Annotated in this window: 13 protein-coding genes; 8 read left to right on the top strand and 5 right to left on the bottom strand. The window is 68.4% G+C overall.

What is annotated here, in order from left to right; translation table 11 throughout:
* Positions 1-3: 3 nt before the first annotated feature.
* Positions 4-1,170 (bottom strand): ADP-forming succinate--CoA ligase subunit beta, encoded by a 1,167-nt coding sequence (sucC, locus tag OG205_RS36550; protein ID WP_089915033.1) that lies wholly within the window; start codon positions 1,168-1,170, stop codon positions 4-6.
* Between the two features lie 229 nt (positions 1,171-1,399).
* A complete protein-coding gene (locus OG205_RS36545) occupies positions 1,400-3,079 on the bottom strand; it encodes a hypothetical protein (RefSeq protein ID WP_330272418.1) in 1,680 nt (559 codons plus the stop codon).
* 133 nt (positions 3,080-3,212) lie between these two features.
* Between OG205_RS36545 and OG205_RS36540 the strand changes: the two genes are divergently transcribed.
* Together OG205_RS36540 and OG205_RS36535 are read left to right on the top strand one after the other, a co-directional pair.
* Positions 3,213-4,193 (top strand): esterase/lipase family protein, encoded by a 981-nt coding sequence (locus OG205_RS36540; RefSeq protein WP_330272417.1) that lies wholly within the window; start codon positions 3,213-3,215, stop codon positions 4,191-4,193.
* 209 nt (positions 4,194-4,402) lie between these two features.
* Positions 4,403-5,191: a M23 family metallopeptidase gene (locus tag OG205_RS36535; RefSeq protein WP_330272416.1), complete on the top strand. Its 789-nt coding sequence runs from the start codon at positions 4,403-4,405 to the stop codon at positions 5,189-5,191.
* A 1,602-nt stretch (positions 5,192-6,793) separates the two neighbouring features.
* Here the strand turns inward: OG205_RS36535 and pcrA are convergent.
* Both pcrA and OG205_RS36525 read right to left on the bottom strand, forming a co-directional pair.
* Entirely contained in the window at positions 6,794-9,106 is a 2,313-nt protein-coding gene (pcrA, locus tag OG205_RS36530; protein ID WP_330272415.1) for a DNA helicase PcrA, read from the bottom strand.
* Positions 9,107-9,179: 73 nt separating this feature from the next.
* Positions 9,180-9,674 carry a hypothetical protein gene (locus tag OG205_RS36525; RefSeq protein ID WP_330272414.1) on the bottom strand — a complete coding sequence of 165 codons (495 nt, stop codon included), beginning with the start codon at positions 9,672-9,674 and terminating at the stop codon, positions 9,180-9,182.
* A 149-nt stretch (positions 9,675-9,823) separates the two neighbouring features.
* Here OG205_RS36525 and OG205_RS36520 point away from each other — a divergent pair, with 149 nt between their 5' ends.
* A complete protein-coding gene (locus tag OG205_RS36520; protein ID WP_330272413.1) occupies positions 9,824-10,255 on the top strand; it encodes a chorismate mutase in 432 nt (143 codons plus the stop codon).
* 21 nt (positions 10,256-10,276) lie between these two features.
* Here OG205_RS36520 and OG205_RS36515 read toward each other — a convergent pair whose 3' ends face one another.
* A complete protein-coding gene (locus OG205_RS36515) occupies positions 10,277-11,329 on the bottom strand; it encodes a histone deacetylase (protein ID WP_330278304.1) in 1,053 nt (350 codons plus the stop codon).
* 70 nt (positions 11,330-11,399) lie between these two features.
* On the opposite strand from OG205_RS36515, the gene OG205_RS36510 reads away from it, so the two are divergent.
* From OG205_RS36510 to OG205_RS36490, 5 genes are all read left to right on the top strand, one after another.
* Entirely contained in the window at positions 11,400-11,726 is a 327-nt protein-coding gene (locus OG205_RS36510; protein ID WP_319974988.1) for a hypothetical protein, read from the top strand.
* Positions 11,727-11,830: 104 nt separating this feature from the next.
* Complete coding sequence (locus tag OG205_RS36505) at positions 11,831-12,694, top strand: hypothetical protein (protein ID WP_330272412.1); 864 nt, start codon at positions 11,831-11,833, stop codon at positions 12,692-12,694.
* A gap of 172 nt (positions 12,695-12,866) precedes the next feature.
* Positions 12,867-13,688, top strand: coding sequence for a hypothetical protein (locus OG205_RS36500; protein WP_330272411.1), 822 nt, complete (start codon positions 12,867-12,869; stop codon positions 13,686-13,688).
* Between the two features lie 177 nt (positions 13,689-13,865).
* Positions 13,866-14,750 (top strand): hypothetical protein, encoded by an 885-nt coding sequence (locus OG205_RS36495; RefSeq protein WP_330272410.1) that lies wholly within the window; start codon positions 13,866-13,868, stop codon positions 14,748-14,750.
* 148 nt (positions 14,751-14,898) lie between these two features.
* Entirely contained in the window at positions 14,899-16,215 is a 1,317-nt protein-coding gene (locus OG205_RS36490) for a serine/threonine-protein kinase (RefSeq protein ID WP_330272409.1), read from the top strand.
* Positions 16,216-16,390 lie beyond the last annotated feature (175 nt).

Below are 16,390 nucleotides of genomic sequence, written 5' to 3'. Positions count from 1 at the left end.
TGGTCAGACCCCCGCAGCCGCGAGCTCGGCGGCCTTGGCGGCCGCGTTGTCCATCGTGTCGACAACGGTCACCAGCGGGTGGTTGGCCTCGGCGAGAATCGCGCGGCCCTCCTCCACGTTGTTGCCGTCCAGGCGGACGACGAGCGGCTTGGTGGCCGAGTCGCCGAGGATCTCCAGCGCCTTCACGATGCCGTTGGCGACGGCGTCGCACGCGGTGATGCCACCGAAGACGTTCACGAACACCGAACGGACAGCCTCGTCGCCGAGGATGACGTCCAGGCCGTTGGCCATGACCTCGGCGGACGCGCCGCCACCGATGTCGAGGAAGTTCGCGGGCTTCACGCCGTACTGCTCACCGGCGTACGCGACGACGTCCAGCGTCGACATGACCAGACCGGCACCGTTTCCGATGATGCCGACCTCGCCGTCGAGCTTGACGTAGTTGAGGCCCTTCTCCTTGGCCTTCGCCTCGAGAGGGTTCTCGGCCGCCTTGTCGACCAGCTCGGCGTGGGCCGGGTGGCGGAAGTCGGCGTTCTCGTCGAGCGTGACCTTGCCGTCGAGCGCGACGATCTTGCCCTGCGGGTCGCGGACCAGCGGGTTGACCTCGACGAGCGTGGCGTCCTCCGAAACGAAGGTCTCCCACAGCTTGACGATCGTGTCGACGACCTGGTCCTTGACCTCGGCCGGGAAGTTCGCCGCGTCGGCGATCTCCGTGGCCTTGGCCACGTCGACGCCCTTGATGGCGTCGATGGCGATCTTCGCGAGGGCCTCGGGCTTGGTCGCGGCGACCTCCTCGATGTCCATGCCGCCCTCAACACTCGCCATGGCGAGGAAGGTGCGGTTGGCACGGTCGAGCAGGAAGGAGAAGTAGTACTCCTCCGCGATGTCGGAGGCGGGCGTCACCAGAACGCGGTGAACGATGTGCCCCTTGATGTCGAGGCCGAGAATGGCGGTCGCCTTCTCCTCGGTCTCCTCGGGGGTGGAAGCGAGCTTCACACCACCGGCCTTGCCGCGGCCGCCGGTCTTGACCTGGGCCTTGACGACGACGGCCTGGCCGAACTTCGCGGCGATGGCCTTGGCGTCAGCTGGGTTGGTTGCCACATCGCCCGGCAGAACCGGGACGCCGTGGGCGGCGAAGAGATCCTTCGCCTGGTACTCGTACAGGTCCACTCGGGTCTCCTGCGACGTCGGTGTCGGAACACCGCGCCTGGGTGGTCCTCAAGGGGCCGTGCGAACCCACTTGACGCGGCTGGGCCCAGACACTATCGAGCTGCAGGTACCGCTCGCACGCCACCACCGGTGAGGTCGGTCTCAACGGCGGTGAGGTCGATCACGCGTGCGCGCGCGTTACGAGGCAAAGCAGGCCCACGAGACGTTCAGGAGTCTTTTGCGACACGTTTCAGCGGGTCGCGCGAGTCCCCATCAACCCGGCCCCGATCAGCAGCGCCGCGATCGACGCCAGCGCCAGCCACGTGCCGGGCGCGGCCACCGCGCCCTCGACGCGGCCGCCGGTCAGCGGCAGTTCGAGCGCCCGCACGCCGAGCAGCAGCGCGCCGCCCACGAGCGTGGCCGCGCCACGAGCGGGCTTCGACCGGAGCGCGAGCACGAGGGTCATGATCAGCACGATGAGGGAGATCAGCAGGACCGCGGAGACCGTCGGGTCGTTGTCCGGGATCAGGGTCGGTGACGCGTACCTGTCGCCACGCAGGGTCGGCAGCGCGAAGGCACCTGCCGCGAAGAGCCCGGCGAGCAGCACGGCACCCAGTTCGGTCACCGGAACCTGCTCCTTCTTCGTCTCGCCGGCGTTCTCCCGCTCGATCGCGCCCGCGAGGCCCGCACAGGCCAGTGCCAGCAGGCCGAGCGGGATTTCGACGGTCATCAGCCAGAAGCCCGCGCCGGGTTGCGCGACGCCCAGCTGGCTCGCCGCCAGCACGGGTTCGGTCGCGCCCGCCGCGGCGAACTGCATGGCGAAGTAACCGCCCACCAGCGCTGGGCGCACCACGGCGGCCGTGGACGGCAACACCAGGAGAAGTCCCAGCCCGGCGAACGCGAGTCCGGCCGCCCAGAGCAGGTTCACGGACGCCAGATCAGGTGCCACACCGCCCGTGGTGAGGACGAGCTGCGGCAGCAACGCACCGATGAGCATCGCGGCGGCCGAGAGGACGGCGAAGACACCCGCGGCCAGGTGCATGCGCTGAATAGAGGGCAGTGCCGGGTCGCGCGTCTCGTCGCGCTTGCCGCGCAACAGTCGCGCCGTCCGGCCGTAGAGAGGCGTGATGGGCAGCACGAGAGCGGCGACCAGCGCGATCATCGACCCCACGCTGATGCTCAGTCCGGCCGCGACGGTGCCCGCCACCAGCGGCGGCAGCACGACGGCCAGCAACGCGAGCGTCACGCCGATCGTCCCGCCCTGGCGGGTGTCCGGGTCGGGCGAGCTGGCCGCGAGCGCGGTGGCGAGCGGCGCGGCCAGTGCGATCAGCAGACCGCCGGTCAGGCCGAGCACCGGCAGGTCCCACGGCCCGCGGTCCAGCTGGAACGGGTCCGTCGAGATGAACGGCTTGCCCAGCAACCCGATCGCGGCCCACGCGGCGATGATCACCGGCATGGCCACCAGGGTCGGGGGCTCCGACTCGTCCGCGGGCATGCCGGCGCGACCGGCCGCGAGCGCGCCGCCCGCGATCACCAGCAGGTGCCCGGCGATCAGCAGCCAGACCCCCGCCGACGGGACGACCGCGACGAGGGTCGTCGGTCGGAAGAGCTCAGGCCGCGCCACCTTCATCGCGTCGAGGAAGATCTGGAAGTCGCTCAGCAGGCGTCCGACCGCGAAGACACCGACCGCGGCGATCAGTCCGGCTGCCACGAACGGGCGGCCTCGCATCAGCAGCACACCCGCGACGACCGGCGGCAACAGCGCCACCAGGGCGAGCAGCGGCCACGACGTGAAGGCGGGATCCGCGCCGTCGACCACGCCGAGCAGCGGACCGGCCGCCAGTAGAAGGGAGCCTGCCGCGGCGAGTGCCCACGACGTGCGCAGCCTCGCGGCCGCCGGGGTCTGGTTCTCGAGCTCGGTGCGAGTCATCGCGGGCGAACCTAGCAAGACCGGTGTGTGACCGCGTGTGGCTCCCAGGCGTATCAAGACGAATTTCGTTCGCATGTGGAAAACGTCCGCCGGGTACTCCTAGCCCGTGACTTCATCACTTACCGTCGCTCATATGAGCGAGAGCGGCCGGTCGTGGATCACGCGTCTGACGGACGCGGCCCTCGACCGTGCCGGCTGGGGCGTGCACACGGTCCGTGATGTCGCGGAAGAAGTGAAGGTCGCGCTGCGGGCGATGGCCACACCCGGCGGCATGCGCGGGGTCGCGATGGAAGCGGCCTGGCTGACGGCCCACGCGGTGCTCTACCCGTGGGGCGCGATCACCGAACAGCTGCGCACAGACGGCCAGTACCGGCACTACCGCACCGACGGCCTGCCCCCGCGCCAGCGCGGGCTGATGGTTTCGGCGATGGACGCGGCGGGCACCCCGATCGTGTTGGTGCATGGCATCGGGGACAACCGTTCCGCCTTCGCGGTGCTGTCGGGGGCGCTGCGAAGGCGGGGCTTCGGGGTAGTTCACGCCATCAACTACAGCGTGCTGACGGCGTTGACCGGAGACGTCCGCCGCTCGGCCGCGCTGCTCGGCGCCCACATCGAGCGGATCTGTGAACAGACCGGATCCGATCAGGTGCACGTCGTCGGCCATTCGCTGGGCGGGCTCATTGCTCGGTACTACGTACAGCGGCTGCACGGCGACGCCCGCGTTCGCACTCTCGTAACACTGGGCACGCCGCACAGCGGCACGCTCGCCGCCTATCTGCTGCCGACTCCGCTGACCAAGCAACTGCGACCGGGCTCCGAGTTGCTGGAGGAGCTCGCCGAACCGTGCCGGCCGTGCCGCACGCGCTTCGTCGTCGTCTGGTCGGAGATGGATCAGATCATCGTGCCTCAGCGCAACGCCCGACTGGAGCACTCGTCGTTGCACGTCGAAGAGCACCAGATACGTGATTCAGGTCACCTTTCTTTGCCGGTTGACACGAGGACTCTTCACGTAGTTGTGACGGCCATCACCCGATCGGATGACTTGTCAACTCACCCCATCGCCGCTGGCCTTGAGGCGTGTCGAGCGCCTGGCATGACCGACAGTCACAGTTGACAGTTAAAACCCGCTGGTCGCCGCCCATTGGGAGGACATAACGAACTGGGGTTTGCCCTCCGAGGCTCCCAGCCGTTACCTTCCCCCGGTCCGTTGTCACGGTCTGATCACAGAAGGACACCGAGTCAGAACCCCGAATCCTGACTCACCGGGAATCCCCCGCCCGGCAGTCCACAAGATCAGGCTCCCCGAAGGCGGAAGGGCAAGCTTTGAGTCACCACCGCTCCCCCGGCGGCCATGAACGCAGTGCTGCGCTTGAAGAGGCAGTCGACCGCGCCAATGCGCGCACGGTCAGCTCTCACCGGCTCCCCCCGCCTCCCTCGGCGCTTCGCGGACGCATCGTCGTCGCCGCCGTCGCAGTAGGCGCGTTCGCAGCAGCAGGCGCAGGCCAGATCGGCCAGGCCGCAGCGGACGACAGCAGTGACGTCCAGCTCGCGAACCACTCCGGCGGCGCCGCCACCTTCGACGGCGTGGGAGGCGACACCGCCCCCGCCCCGCAGATCCTCGCGGTCTCCAAGACCACCGCGGAGGGTTCCGCCGAGGCTGCCAAGCTCCTGCGCAGCCAGCAGCTCACCACCGAGCGCGAGGCCGTCGAGGCCGAGAAGAAGCGCCCGAAGTTCGTCCGCCCCGCCGCCGGTGACTTCACCTCCGGCTACGGCGGCCGCTGGGGCACCATGCACCTCGGCATCGACATCGCCGGCCCCATCGGCACCCCGATCCTCGCCGCCTCCGACGGCAAGGTCATCGAGGCGGGTCCCGCCTCCGGCTTCGGCCTCTGGGTCCGCGTGGAGCACGCCGACGGCACCATCACCGTCTACGGCCACGTCGACACGTTCAACGTCCGCGAGGGCCAGGTCGTCAAGGCAGGCGAGCAGATCGCCCGCATGGGCAACCGCGGCTTCTCCACCGGCCCTCACCTGCACTTCGAGGTCTGGAACCCCGGCGGCCAGAAGATCAACCCGCTGACCTGGCTGAACGCCCGCGGCGTGACGGTCTGATCCGTTCCGGACCTCCAGGTTCGTCGGTTCTCCGGGCTCATCGGTTCGCGGGGCTTCCGAGCCTCTGGTTCGGGACTTGTTGAACTACGGCTCAGTAGCTTTCTGACGGGATTTCGCTCCTGACCCACCTCGTGGTGTGGGTCAGGGTGCTTGAGAAGCCTCAGAGGGCACTTGTGGCCCAGGAGCCTCTAGCGTCGCTCTAGTCCCGCTCCAGCTGCGCGCTCCGGCTGTGCCACCGCGGGCCCTCTGCCGGGCGAGCTAAGGCCGGGCGAGACCGGGCCGAGCGACCTCAGGCCGGACGAGACAAGTCGCCGCTACGCGCCAGACCGAGCACATGTGCCTGCGCCAGCGTGGGCCGCATGCCTTGCAGGCCCCGCTCTCCGTTGGTTCGTGGTGGCGGAGCAGGGTGCGCCAGGCTTCGACCAGGTTGGTCGTTTCCGGGGATTCCAGCTGGCTGAGGATTGCGAACACACGTTCGTGCAGAGCGCCGGCCAGTACGTGATCCATCTTGAGCTCTCCCGCTGGGGTTGTGGCCTCATGCGGTTGATGATGCTCCGGGGGTCTGACAATTTTTGGACGCGGTGGGGATGACCTGCGTCGATCTTCGCGCTCGCGGCTCTTACGTGGCCCGTGCGTGGCTCTTGCCGGGGCTGTGCCGAAGAAGGCTGTGCCCGTGCCGGACGAGACTGTCCCCAGAAGACCGTCCTGAGAAGACAGTGCGGCCGGACCGCTCTCCCGTTCGGTCCGGCCGCACTTCGCCGCGAAGTTAGGCCCCCGCCGTCCCTTCGCTCCCCTTCGTCTGCAGGCTGCCTGGCTGCCTTGGACCGCCCCGAACGTTCCCTGGCTGTGCTGCTTGCGACACCCACATAGACGCACGTTCTGGCGGTCCGTTGCGCTGGTTTTCAGGATTTTTGGGGGATTTCTTCGGGGGTGGGGAAAGTGCTGGTCACGGGGGTGGGGGTGGTCCGGTTTGGGTGGGGATGTGGCTTGTGTCGTGCACCCGGATGGTGGGTCGTTGGCGTTCCGTAAGTCGTTGGGTGTTGGGGTCGCCTTCGGCGTGCGCATGGGTTGCGCGGGTCGTCCCCCGGTTGCGTTGGCGGCTGCGCGTTGCGAGTCCGTAGGTGGGTCGCCTTGCGAGGGGATGTGGCGGCTGATTCCTGGGGCTCCGCCCCAGACCCCGCCAATCTGATCAAAAACCGGGGTCTACGCCATGCGTAGGTAGATGGCACGCCTGTTGCGTTGGGCGGAGTTGCGTTGCTTTGTGGGGCGCGTTGGTGGGGTGGTTTCGTCACGAGCCGAGCCAAGAGCGGGCCACAGGCAGAAGGGGATGTCAAACGGACGAAAAGCGTGTCCGTTTGACATCCCCTTCTGCCTGCAGCAAGAGCTATGGCACGACTCGTGACGAAACCACCCCACCCAGACCGCACGGTAAAGACGGCTCGCCTTCGGCATCGCTGGAGTGTCAGACCTGCTCTGTACGTTGGGTCGCGGGGGATCCAAATCCGAAGGGGACCCCTGCGCGAGCGTGCCCTCTGCTTCTTTGAGCACGCTCGCTCGTCCCGCCTGCCTTGGCTTCGCGGGCGGGCTGGCCTTGGGGTGGCGTCAGAGTTTTGTCATTGGGACGCTGCCGATCAGCATCAGGCGGACTGTGCCCGAGCCGCCGAAGTCGATCGTCGCGGTGGCTCGCAGGCCCTCGCCGTCCACTGCCATCACTCGGCCCAGGCCGTACTTGTCGTGGGTTACTCGGTCGCCCACTTCCAGCTTCATCGCCGGGCCGTCCTTCCAGCCCGCTTTGCCCGGGGCTGGGCGGGAGAGGCCTCGGGAGGCTATGCCGCCTGAGGCTGAGCGGCCCCACGTCGTGGCTGCTGCTGGGCCTGAGCGTGATGGTTCTACTCGGCGCCAGTCCAGGAGGTCCTGCGGGATTTCGCTCAGGAAGCGGGAGGCCGGGTTTGCTGACGGCTGGCCCCAGGCTGAGCGGACCAAGGCCCTGGAGAGGTAGAGGCGGCGTTGGGCCCTGGTGATTCCGACGTAGGCGAGGCGGCGTTCCTCTGCCAGTTCGGCTGGGTCGCCCAGTGCTCGCATGTGCGGGAAGACGCCGTCTTCCCAGCCCGTGCTGAAGACGACCGGGTATTCGAGGCCCTTGGCCGTGTGGATGGTCATGAGGGTGACCACGCCGTCGGAGTCCGCGTCTGGGATCGAGTCCGCGTCCGCTACCAGCGAGACTCGTTCCAGGAAGGCTGGGAGCGACGGGATCGGTTCCGCGCCCTCGGGAAGCTCTAGTTCGGTGAACTCGCGGGCGACGGTGATGAGTTCGTTGAGGTTTTCGATCCTCGTGTGGTCCTGCGGGTCCTCGCTGGCTTCCAGTTCGGTGCGGTAGCCGGACTTCTCCAGGACCGATTCGAGGATGTCGGCGACGTCTTCCTCGCGCGCGACCATCTCGCCCAGTTGGTCCATCATCTCGACGAAACCGGCGATCGCGTTGCGGGAGCGCGGGTTCAGCATCGGGACTCGGTCGTTCACGGCCTCGCGGAGGGCTGCGGCGAAGCTGATTCGTTCGCGTTCCGCGTAGGCGGAGACGCAGGCTTCCGCTCGTTCGCCGATGCCCCGTTTCGGGACGTTCAGGATTCGGCGGAGTGAGACCGTGTCTTCCGGGTTCGCCAGGGTTCGCAGGTAGGCGAGGGCGTCGCGGACCTCTCGGCGCTCGTAGAAGCGGACGCCGCCGACCACCCGGTACGGGAGGCCGAGGCGGATGAAGATCTCCTCGAAGACCCGCGACTGGTTGTTGGTGCGGTAGAAGACGGCGATCTCGGAGTTGTTGACCTCGCCGCCGTCGACCAGGCGGTCGATCTCGTTCGCCACGAAGGCCGCTTCGTCGTGTTCGTTGTCCGCGACGTAGCCGACGATCTTCTCGCCCTCGCCGAGGTCGGACCAGAGCGACTTGTCGCGGCGGTTCGGGTTGCGGGAGATCACCGCGTTGGCGGCCGTGAGGATGTTCTGGGTGGAGCGGTAGTTCTGCTCCAGCAGGATCGTGGTGGCGTCCGGGTAGTCGCGCTCGAACTCCACGATGTTGCGGATCGTGGCGCCGCGGAAGGCGTAGATGGACTGGTCCGCGTCGCCCACCACGCAGAGTTCCGCCGGGGGGATCTCGCCGCCGGCCTTGCCGACGAGTTCGCGCACCAGGGTGTACTGCGCGTGGTTCGTGTCCTGGTACTCGTCGACCAGGACGTGGCGGAAGCGGCGGCGGTAGTGCTCAGCCACGTCCGGGAAGCGCTGGAGGAGCTCGACGGTCCTCATGATGAGGTCGTCGAAGTCGAGCGAGTTCGACTCGGCCAGGCGGCGCTGGTAGACGGTGTAGACCTCGGCCACCCGGCGTTCCAGGTCGTTCGTGGCCTGGGCGGTGGCGGTCTCCGGGTCGATGAGCTCGTTCTTGAGGTTCGAGATGTGCACGGCGAGGGTGCGGGCCGCGTACTTCTTCGGGTCCAGGTCGAGGTCTCTGGCCACGAGCGTGACGAGGCGGCGCGTGTCGTCGCTGTCGTAGATCGAGAAGTTCGACGACATGCCGAGCGTCTTCGCGTCGCGGCGCATCACGCGGACGCACATCGAGTGGAACGTCGACACCCACATCGAACGGGCGCGCGCGCCCACCATGTCGGCGACGCGCTCCTTCATCTCGGCGGCGGCCTTGTTCGTGAACGTGATGGCCATGATCTGGCCGGGGTGCACGTCACGTTCCGCGAGCAGGTACGCGATCCGCCTGGTGAGGACGCGCGTCTTGCCGGAGCCGGCGCCCGCCACCACGAGCAGCGGTGAACCGGCGTGCTCGACGGCACGGCGCTGCGCGGGGTTCAGGTCGTCGAGCAGGTGGCCCGCGCGGGAAACGGGGGGACTTGAGGGCAAGTCGAACAAGGCGCTCATCGTCCATCCACGGTACCGGGCGGCACCGACAAATCCGGTACCGCCCGACCATGTGTTCGATGAGCAGGAGCTATCAGGTGCTCGTGTCGATCCTGAAGGGCTTCGCCGCGTGCACGGCCGCGTGGCCGTCTGCCTCGGCGTACAGGTCGATGGAGTCCTGGGTCCAGATGGCCTCGGCCTTGGTCTCGACCGTGAGCGTCGGCCACGCCTCCTCGTGCACGATCAGGTGATCCTGCGTGCACGTGAGGCCTTCGGCGCCGATGCCCTCGTTGACGTCGCGGCACGTCCACCCGTCGCCCTCGAAGCCCGTGACCTCGAGGCGGTCGGTCGGGAACGAGATGAAGAGCTGCAGGCGCCGCTCGTCGTGGCGCGCGACGTTCGTGATGTCGACGGCGAACTTCTGCCGGGGGACGAACCCACCCCTGGTGGTCCAGAAGTCCTCCTGGCCGAACCAGCCGGAGACCCTGGTGATCTTGATGGTGGCGAAGTCCGGCTCCGCTGCCGTTGCCGCCGGCGCGACCGTCGAGGACAGCGCCAGAGCTGTCGCCATCCCGAGTGCGTACTTCATATGAACCCCAGGTCTTGGTCTCAGCACGGCATGACTCTATGTCCACACTTGGGCCGTGGAGCTAGAGCAGAAGATGGAATTCTTCAAGCGTTGGTTTCCCACCTGATGAGCCCTTCAACCGCACGGACTTGGCGAGTGCGGGAGGTTCTGTGTCACACTCGATCCATGCGCGCGACGTACTTCGAGTTTTTCTACGGGACCCGGACTCCGGCTCCCGTGGTCGTCTAGCGCTGAAAAGCCACCACGAAGCCCCGGAGTCCTCGGACACCGGGGCTTCGTCGCTTCCGGGCCAGGACTCGAAGAGTCGAGAGGTCACCACGATGGACGCCACCACCACCGAACCCGACATCAACGCGCTGCGCGAGGAGATCGACCACCTCGACGCGGAGATCCTCCGACTCGTGCAACGGCGCGTCGAGGTATCCAAGATCATCGGCGCGGCCCGCATGGCGGCCGGCGGCACGAAGATCGTGCACAACCGCGAGATCGACGTCCTCAACCGGTACCGGCCGCTCGGCACCGAGGGCAAGGACCTCGCGATGATCCTGCTCAAGATGGGTCGCGGCCCGCTCGGCAGGTAGCAGCACCCCACGGGCCCGGCGTCACAGCACGCCGGGCCAAAAAGGCTTCAGGGCGGCGCGCACGCGTTCGAGGTCCACGTCCGCGAGCTGGGAATCGTCCGGCACGTAGGCCAGCGGGTCCTCGAGCAACGGCTCGGGCAGCCGCAGCAGGCCCTCCACCAGCGCGTGCAGGCACAACGCCGAGTAGCCGCGCAGGTAGCCGCCCTCCTGGGTGAGCACCACCCGAGGCCCGAACGACGCCACCCGCCGCCCGATCTCGCGGTACCCGTCCGCCGTGAGGTTGTGGCGCCCGTTGGGGTCGAACGCCGACCCGTCGAACCCGGACGCGCACACCAGCAGGTCCGGCCCGAAGTCGCGCAGCAGCGGGAAAGCGATCTCGTCGAGCGCGCGCAAGTACGTCGTGTCGCCCGCACCGAGCGACAGTTCGATGTTCACGTTCCTGCCGTTGGCGCCTACTTCCGAAGGCGCGCCCGTCTGCGGATGGTTCGTGCCCCACGATCCGTGCCGCATGTGCACCGAGATCGTCAGCACGTCCGTCCGGTCGTAGAACACCTCCTGCGTGCCGTTGCCGTGGTGCACGTCCCAGTCCAGGACGGCGACCCGCATCCCCTGGCGCCGCGCGGTTTCCGCCACCAGCGCCGCGTTGTTCACGAAGCAGTAGCCGTCCGCCATGTCCGGCTGAGCGTGGTGTCCCGGCGGCCGGACCAGCGCGTACGCCACTGGCGCACCGGATTCCAGCGCCGCCAACGCGGTCCCTGCCGCCGCGGACGCGGCACGCCACGTCTCCGGTCCGACGACCGTGTTCACTTCCAGCGCCACACGCTCCGATACGCGCAACGAGTCCAAGTACCCCGCCGTGTGCACGCGCAGTAGCTCGTCAACGGACGCGTGGCGCCCCTCGTGCCACTTCAAATGCGGCGCCACCGGGCCGTGCGTCAGCGCGTGCCGGAACGTGCGCAGCCGCGCCGCCGTCTCCGGGTGCGGTTCGGCGACGTCCAGCCACGGCCAGGAGCCCGGCAGCTCCCACAGACCTTCGCCGGCGTCGTGCTCGAGGCAGTCGTCGTGCCAGAACATGTCCACCCGAATCGGATATCAGGGCGATCACGGATGGTCCACCGAAAAGTTCTGGGGGCACACTGGACACATGGGCCTCATCGCCGCACTGATCGCCATCGCCGGCCTGCTCGCCGCCTTGGCGCACGACGCTTACCTGGGCTTGCTCGGTTCGGCCGCGAACAAGAAGGGCCTCGCCGGAGCGCCCGTCTCGCAGTTCGTCCGCAGCCGCTGGAAGACCGCGATCATCACGACCGCCGGCGCGGTGATCGGCCTGCTGATCACCAACGGCGACTCGCTGGGCGCCGACGTCATCGGTTCGCTGATCGCGGGCGGCAGCGGTCTGGTCGCGCTCAACGGCGTCCAGAACACGCGCAAGCAGCTGAACAGCGGTCAAGCTCAACTCCCGCCGCGCTGACAAACTTCACACAAAAGAGTGTCACTCGTCCTGAACACCCCCTTTTGGTTGGTTCGGTACCTCTAGACGGCCCTACGCTGATTGCGTCGCAGAGGGGTGTCGGGATGGACGAACTGCCGGGCAAGCATCGTCTCGACGACGGGGTCGCGCTGCCGCCGGAGACGCAGCCGCGGCCCGTCGTCGGGGGCGACCGCATCCCGTTGCCGCGCCGCCGTCAGATCGACCCGCTGCAGGACACCGACGGGCTGCGCAAGTTCAACATCGGGCTGGTGCCCGCCTCGGTCACGCCGCCGCGCACCTGGAAGCGCGCGGCCTGGTTCGCCGTCGTCTCGTCGGTGCTCGTGCTGGTCGGCCTGAGCGTCGCCGCGGCCAAGCTGGTCGGCGGTGGCGGCACGACCGAGACGGTCGGGCTGCCCGGTTACCCGTCGGACGTGCCGCTCATCTCCCAGCTGCCCACCGGCGGCACGACCCCGTCCGCCACGGGCACCGCGCCGTCGGCCGCGAAGACCGGGCGGGGCGCTCCCGTGCCGGGCACGGGCACCGGTACCGGCGCGCCCGCCACGAGCGGGCAGGCCTCCGCGTCCGCGCCGAACCCCAAGCCGTCCGGGACGCTCCCGCCGGTCATCACGACCGTGCCGGTCACCCAGGCCCCGGTCGTCGACGGCGGCAAGATCGCCCAGCAGACCGAGACCTTCTACCGAGCGATGGCGACGAACGCGGACACGGCGCTCGCCATGACCACGGACACCGTGCGCTCGAACGCCGACGCGTTGCTCGAGGGCAGGCTCGCCGACATCTCGCTGATCGAGGTCAAGGAGATCGCGGTCGACCCGAGCAAGGGCCTCACCGTCAGCCTGCTGCAGGTGACGAAGAAGGACGGCTCGGTCAGCACCGAGAAGCGCGAGCTCAGCTTCACGCTCGGGGACCTGCCGCTGATCAACAGTGAACGGTTGAAGGCCGGCGGCTGAAGTGGCTAAAGGTCACGCCCGAAGCTACCGAACGTAGTAGTTAGCACCTTTGAGCGAATCCTGAGCACCGCTGGCCGCCACGGACGAGTGAAGTCCACCAAGAAACTGGCGTCTTCAGGTGCGGCCACGGTACGTCTTCAGGTGAACACGGACAGTACGGAGGGCCAGAGCAGTGCAGCGTCCCGCGGCGACGACCGGACGGCGGCACGCCCGCGCCGGCGCGATCAGCGTGGCCGAGCTGATCAAGCAGCAGCCGGCCCCGATGCGCATCCTGTCGAACGAGGAAGCCGCCACCGACGCTCTCGTCACCTCTCTGCTCGGCCCCACCGAGAACATGACCGCGACGACGACCGTGATCCCGGTCGTGCCCGGTCGCCGCCGCCGCACGAAGTCGGGCACCCTCGCCAGGGCAGCCGGCCTGTTGACCGGCGCGATCGTGCTGGTCTCCTCGATCGCGGGCGCGGCGGTCCTCGCGAACAAGCGCCCCTCCAACAACGGCGTCCCCGTCACCGAACGGCCCGTCGCGTTGTCCGGGTCGAGCGCGCTGCGCCCGGACGTCCTGTCAGCTCAGCTGCCGAACGACCGCACGCCGGTGCAGACCACCGCCGTGCCGATGCCGCAGCCGTCCGCACTCCTGTTGCAGACGGCCGACCCCGAACCGTCCACGCCCGAGGTCTCGGTCGGCCCTCAACCGCAGGTCGACGTGGTGAAGCGGTTCTACGAACTGCTCACGACCAAGCCCGCCTCGGCGGCCAAGTTGCTCTCGCCGGAACTGGTCGGCGCGAACCCCGCGGAGTTCGTCCGGTCCTGGGGCACCGTCAGGACTGTGAACGTCGACCAGACGTCGGTGCGGCCGGACGGATCGGTGCTCGCGGTCGTCTCGATGCAGGAGATCGACGGCAGCTGGCTGCGCATCGAGCAGCTCTTCTGGCTGACCAGCACGAGCCAGCCGCGCATCGTCGGCACCGAGGTCCTTTCGGCGCAACGCAGTTAGCCGCGAACATAGGTCGCACCCAACTGGATCGCCGTTCGCAGTCGAACGGTGACCGCTCGTCGCGAAACCCCAGGTTTGATCGTGAAAATTCCCCCATAGGGGTTACATCTCGGGTCACGATTCGGTATCCATATCCCCGCCAGTGCGCGAACGCGAACTTGGAAGGGTGAACGAGCGGTGTCGATTGAGGACCATCGTCGGCGGCTGACAGGGTCGGCTGAGTCGACCGGACAGCTGTCCGTCGCCGAGCTGATCGCCCGCCGCGAGGCGGAAACCGTGGAGATCCCGGTGATCACCGCCGACATGCTCGCCGACGACATCACCCCGGAGTCGTTCGAGCCGACCGTCAAGTTCAAGCCGGTCAAGGCTCCTGGCAGCAAGAAGAAGCAGCCCATGAAGGAGCTGCACATCACCGAGCTGCTGCGCCGGGAAGGCCTCGCCGACGACACCCACCGCGGTGGGTTCACCGTCGGCAAGCTGGCCGCGGCGGCCAGCGGTGGCGTGATCATCTGCGGTTCGGTGGCGTTCGCCGCCTCCTCGTGGCTGTCCTCGCCGGACGAGCGCCCGCTCGCCGAGGTGCGGTTCGACGAGCGCGCCCAGGCCCGTGGCGCCAGCTCCGGCACCGAAGGCGTCGTGAAGCTGCCGTCGAACAAGACGCAGCAGTCCGACGCCACCGAGACCCAGCAGGCCGACCCGACCACCACGAGCCCGACCAGGCGCGTCGAGCCGAACGTCCAGACCCAGCAGCAGCGTCCGACTCAGCAGACGCAGACCCAGCAGACGCAGCAGCCCACCTCCGAGACCTCGACGCAGACCACGCCGCCGTCGACGTCCACGGAGACCAGCCAGCCGAGCACGCCGCCGTCGAGCGAGACGCCTCCGCCGCCGAGCTCGTCCACGGCCACCCCGCCGATCGCCAGCACGCCGCCCACCTCCGAGACCCAGCTGCCGCCGCCGTCCAACCCGGTCGACGTGAGCGTGGACCTCGGCATCCTCGACCCCGTGCTGAACACCGTGGGCGACACCGTCGGCGGATTCGACTTCTTCGCCCCGGTGAACTGACGTACGACACGTAGCTTCAGCGGCCGCCCTCGACAGGTACCCTGTGCGGGCATTCCGGACGACCCGCTGACTACCGCACGAGGAGCACGAGCGTGGGATCTGCTGCCACAGCCGCAGTCACGCTTTCGTGCACCCCTGAGGTGAGCTTGTGACGACGTCCGGCACCTCGGACGGCCGTCTGATCGCCGACCGATACCGCTTCCTCGATCGCATCGGCTCCGGCGCGATGGGCATCGTCTGGCGCGCCCACGACGAACGCCTCGGCCGCGAGGTCGCGATCAAGCAGCTGCTGCTGGCGCCCGGTCTCGACGAGACCGAGCAGGACGAGGCCATCCAGCGCGCCATGCGCGAGGGCCGCATCGCCGCCAAGCTGCATCACCCGAACGCCATCGCCGTGTACGACGTCGTCGAGGAAGACGGCGTCCCGTGCCTGGTCATGGAGTACCTGCCGTCCTACAGCCTGGCCGACGCGCTGGCCGAGGGCGGGCCGATGGACCCGGTCGAGGTCGCCAGCATCGGCTCCCAGTGCGCGGCGGCGCTGGCCGCGGCCCACGCGGCGGGGATCGTGCACCGCGACGTGAAGCCCGGCAACGTGCTGATCGCCGAGAACGGCGTCGTCAAGATCACCGACTTCGGCATCTCGCGCGCCTCCGACGACATCACGGTCACCAAGACCGGCCTGATCGCCGGCACGCCCGCGTACCTCGCGCCGGAGATCGCGCGGGGCCAGGACCCGACGCCGGCCTCCGACGTCTACTCGCTCGGCTCGACGCTGTTCGCCGCGATGGAGGGCGAGCCGCCCTACGGAGTGAGCGAGAACACTCTCGGTGTTCTGCACGCCGTCGCGGCCGGGCGGATCAACCCGCCGACCGTCGACCACCCGCTCTCCGACACGCTGCTGTACCTGCTGAACTTCGAACCGGACGACAGGCCGACCATGGCCCAGGCGCGCGAGGTGCTCAACGCCGTCGCGCACGGCCGTTCGCCGTCGTTCAGCGGCCTGGCGGTGACCGCGGGGCCCGACCCGACGACGGTCGTGGAACCCGACCGGACCCGCGTGGTCCGGCCGGTCGCCAGGACTGCGCCACCGCGCACCGCGCCGCCGATGGCGCCCGCCAGGGGGCAGGACAACAGGCCGCTGGTGATCGCTGCGGTGGTGCTGGCGTTGTTGCTGGTCATCGGTGGTTTGATGGTCGCGCTCGGGGTGTTCAACAAGGAACCGCAGAACCCGTCCGCACCGCCGGCGAGCTCGTCGCAGACGGTAGAACCAACGAGTTCGTTGCCCGAGGTGACGACCACCACGCCCGAGGCAACGACGACGCGCGAAACGACGTCTACAACGACGACGACTACAACTACGACCACCACGACGACTACAACGACGACAACGCCCTCAAAGCCTTCGAGTTCGCCACCGCCCTCGTCACCACCGAGTTCGGTCGCACAGTCGAGCCAGCCGGGCTAAGCATCATTACGTCGTTGAAATCTCGTAAGGTGGGTACCCGCACCGATGGGTGATCTGAACCCGAAGGTGTGATCAGCCGTTGAACAGAGAGCAAGTGACCGCACAGCGGGGAGCAACTGTGACCGACGATGGCCGATTGGTCGCTGGTCGCTACCGATTGAGCCAGCGGATCGGC

Origin of the sequence: Lentzea sp. NBC_00516, assembly GCF_036346835.1 — a bacterium.
GTDB classification, from domain to species: Bacteria; Actinomycetota; Actinomycetes; order Mycobacteriales; family Pseudonocardiaceae; genus Lentzea; species Lentzea sokolovensis.
Note: the sequence above shows the minus strand (reverse complement) of the source record. Positions and strands in the feature narration are given on the sequence as shown.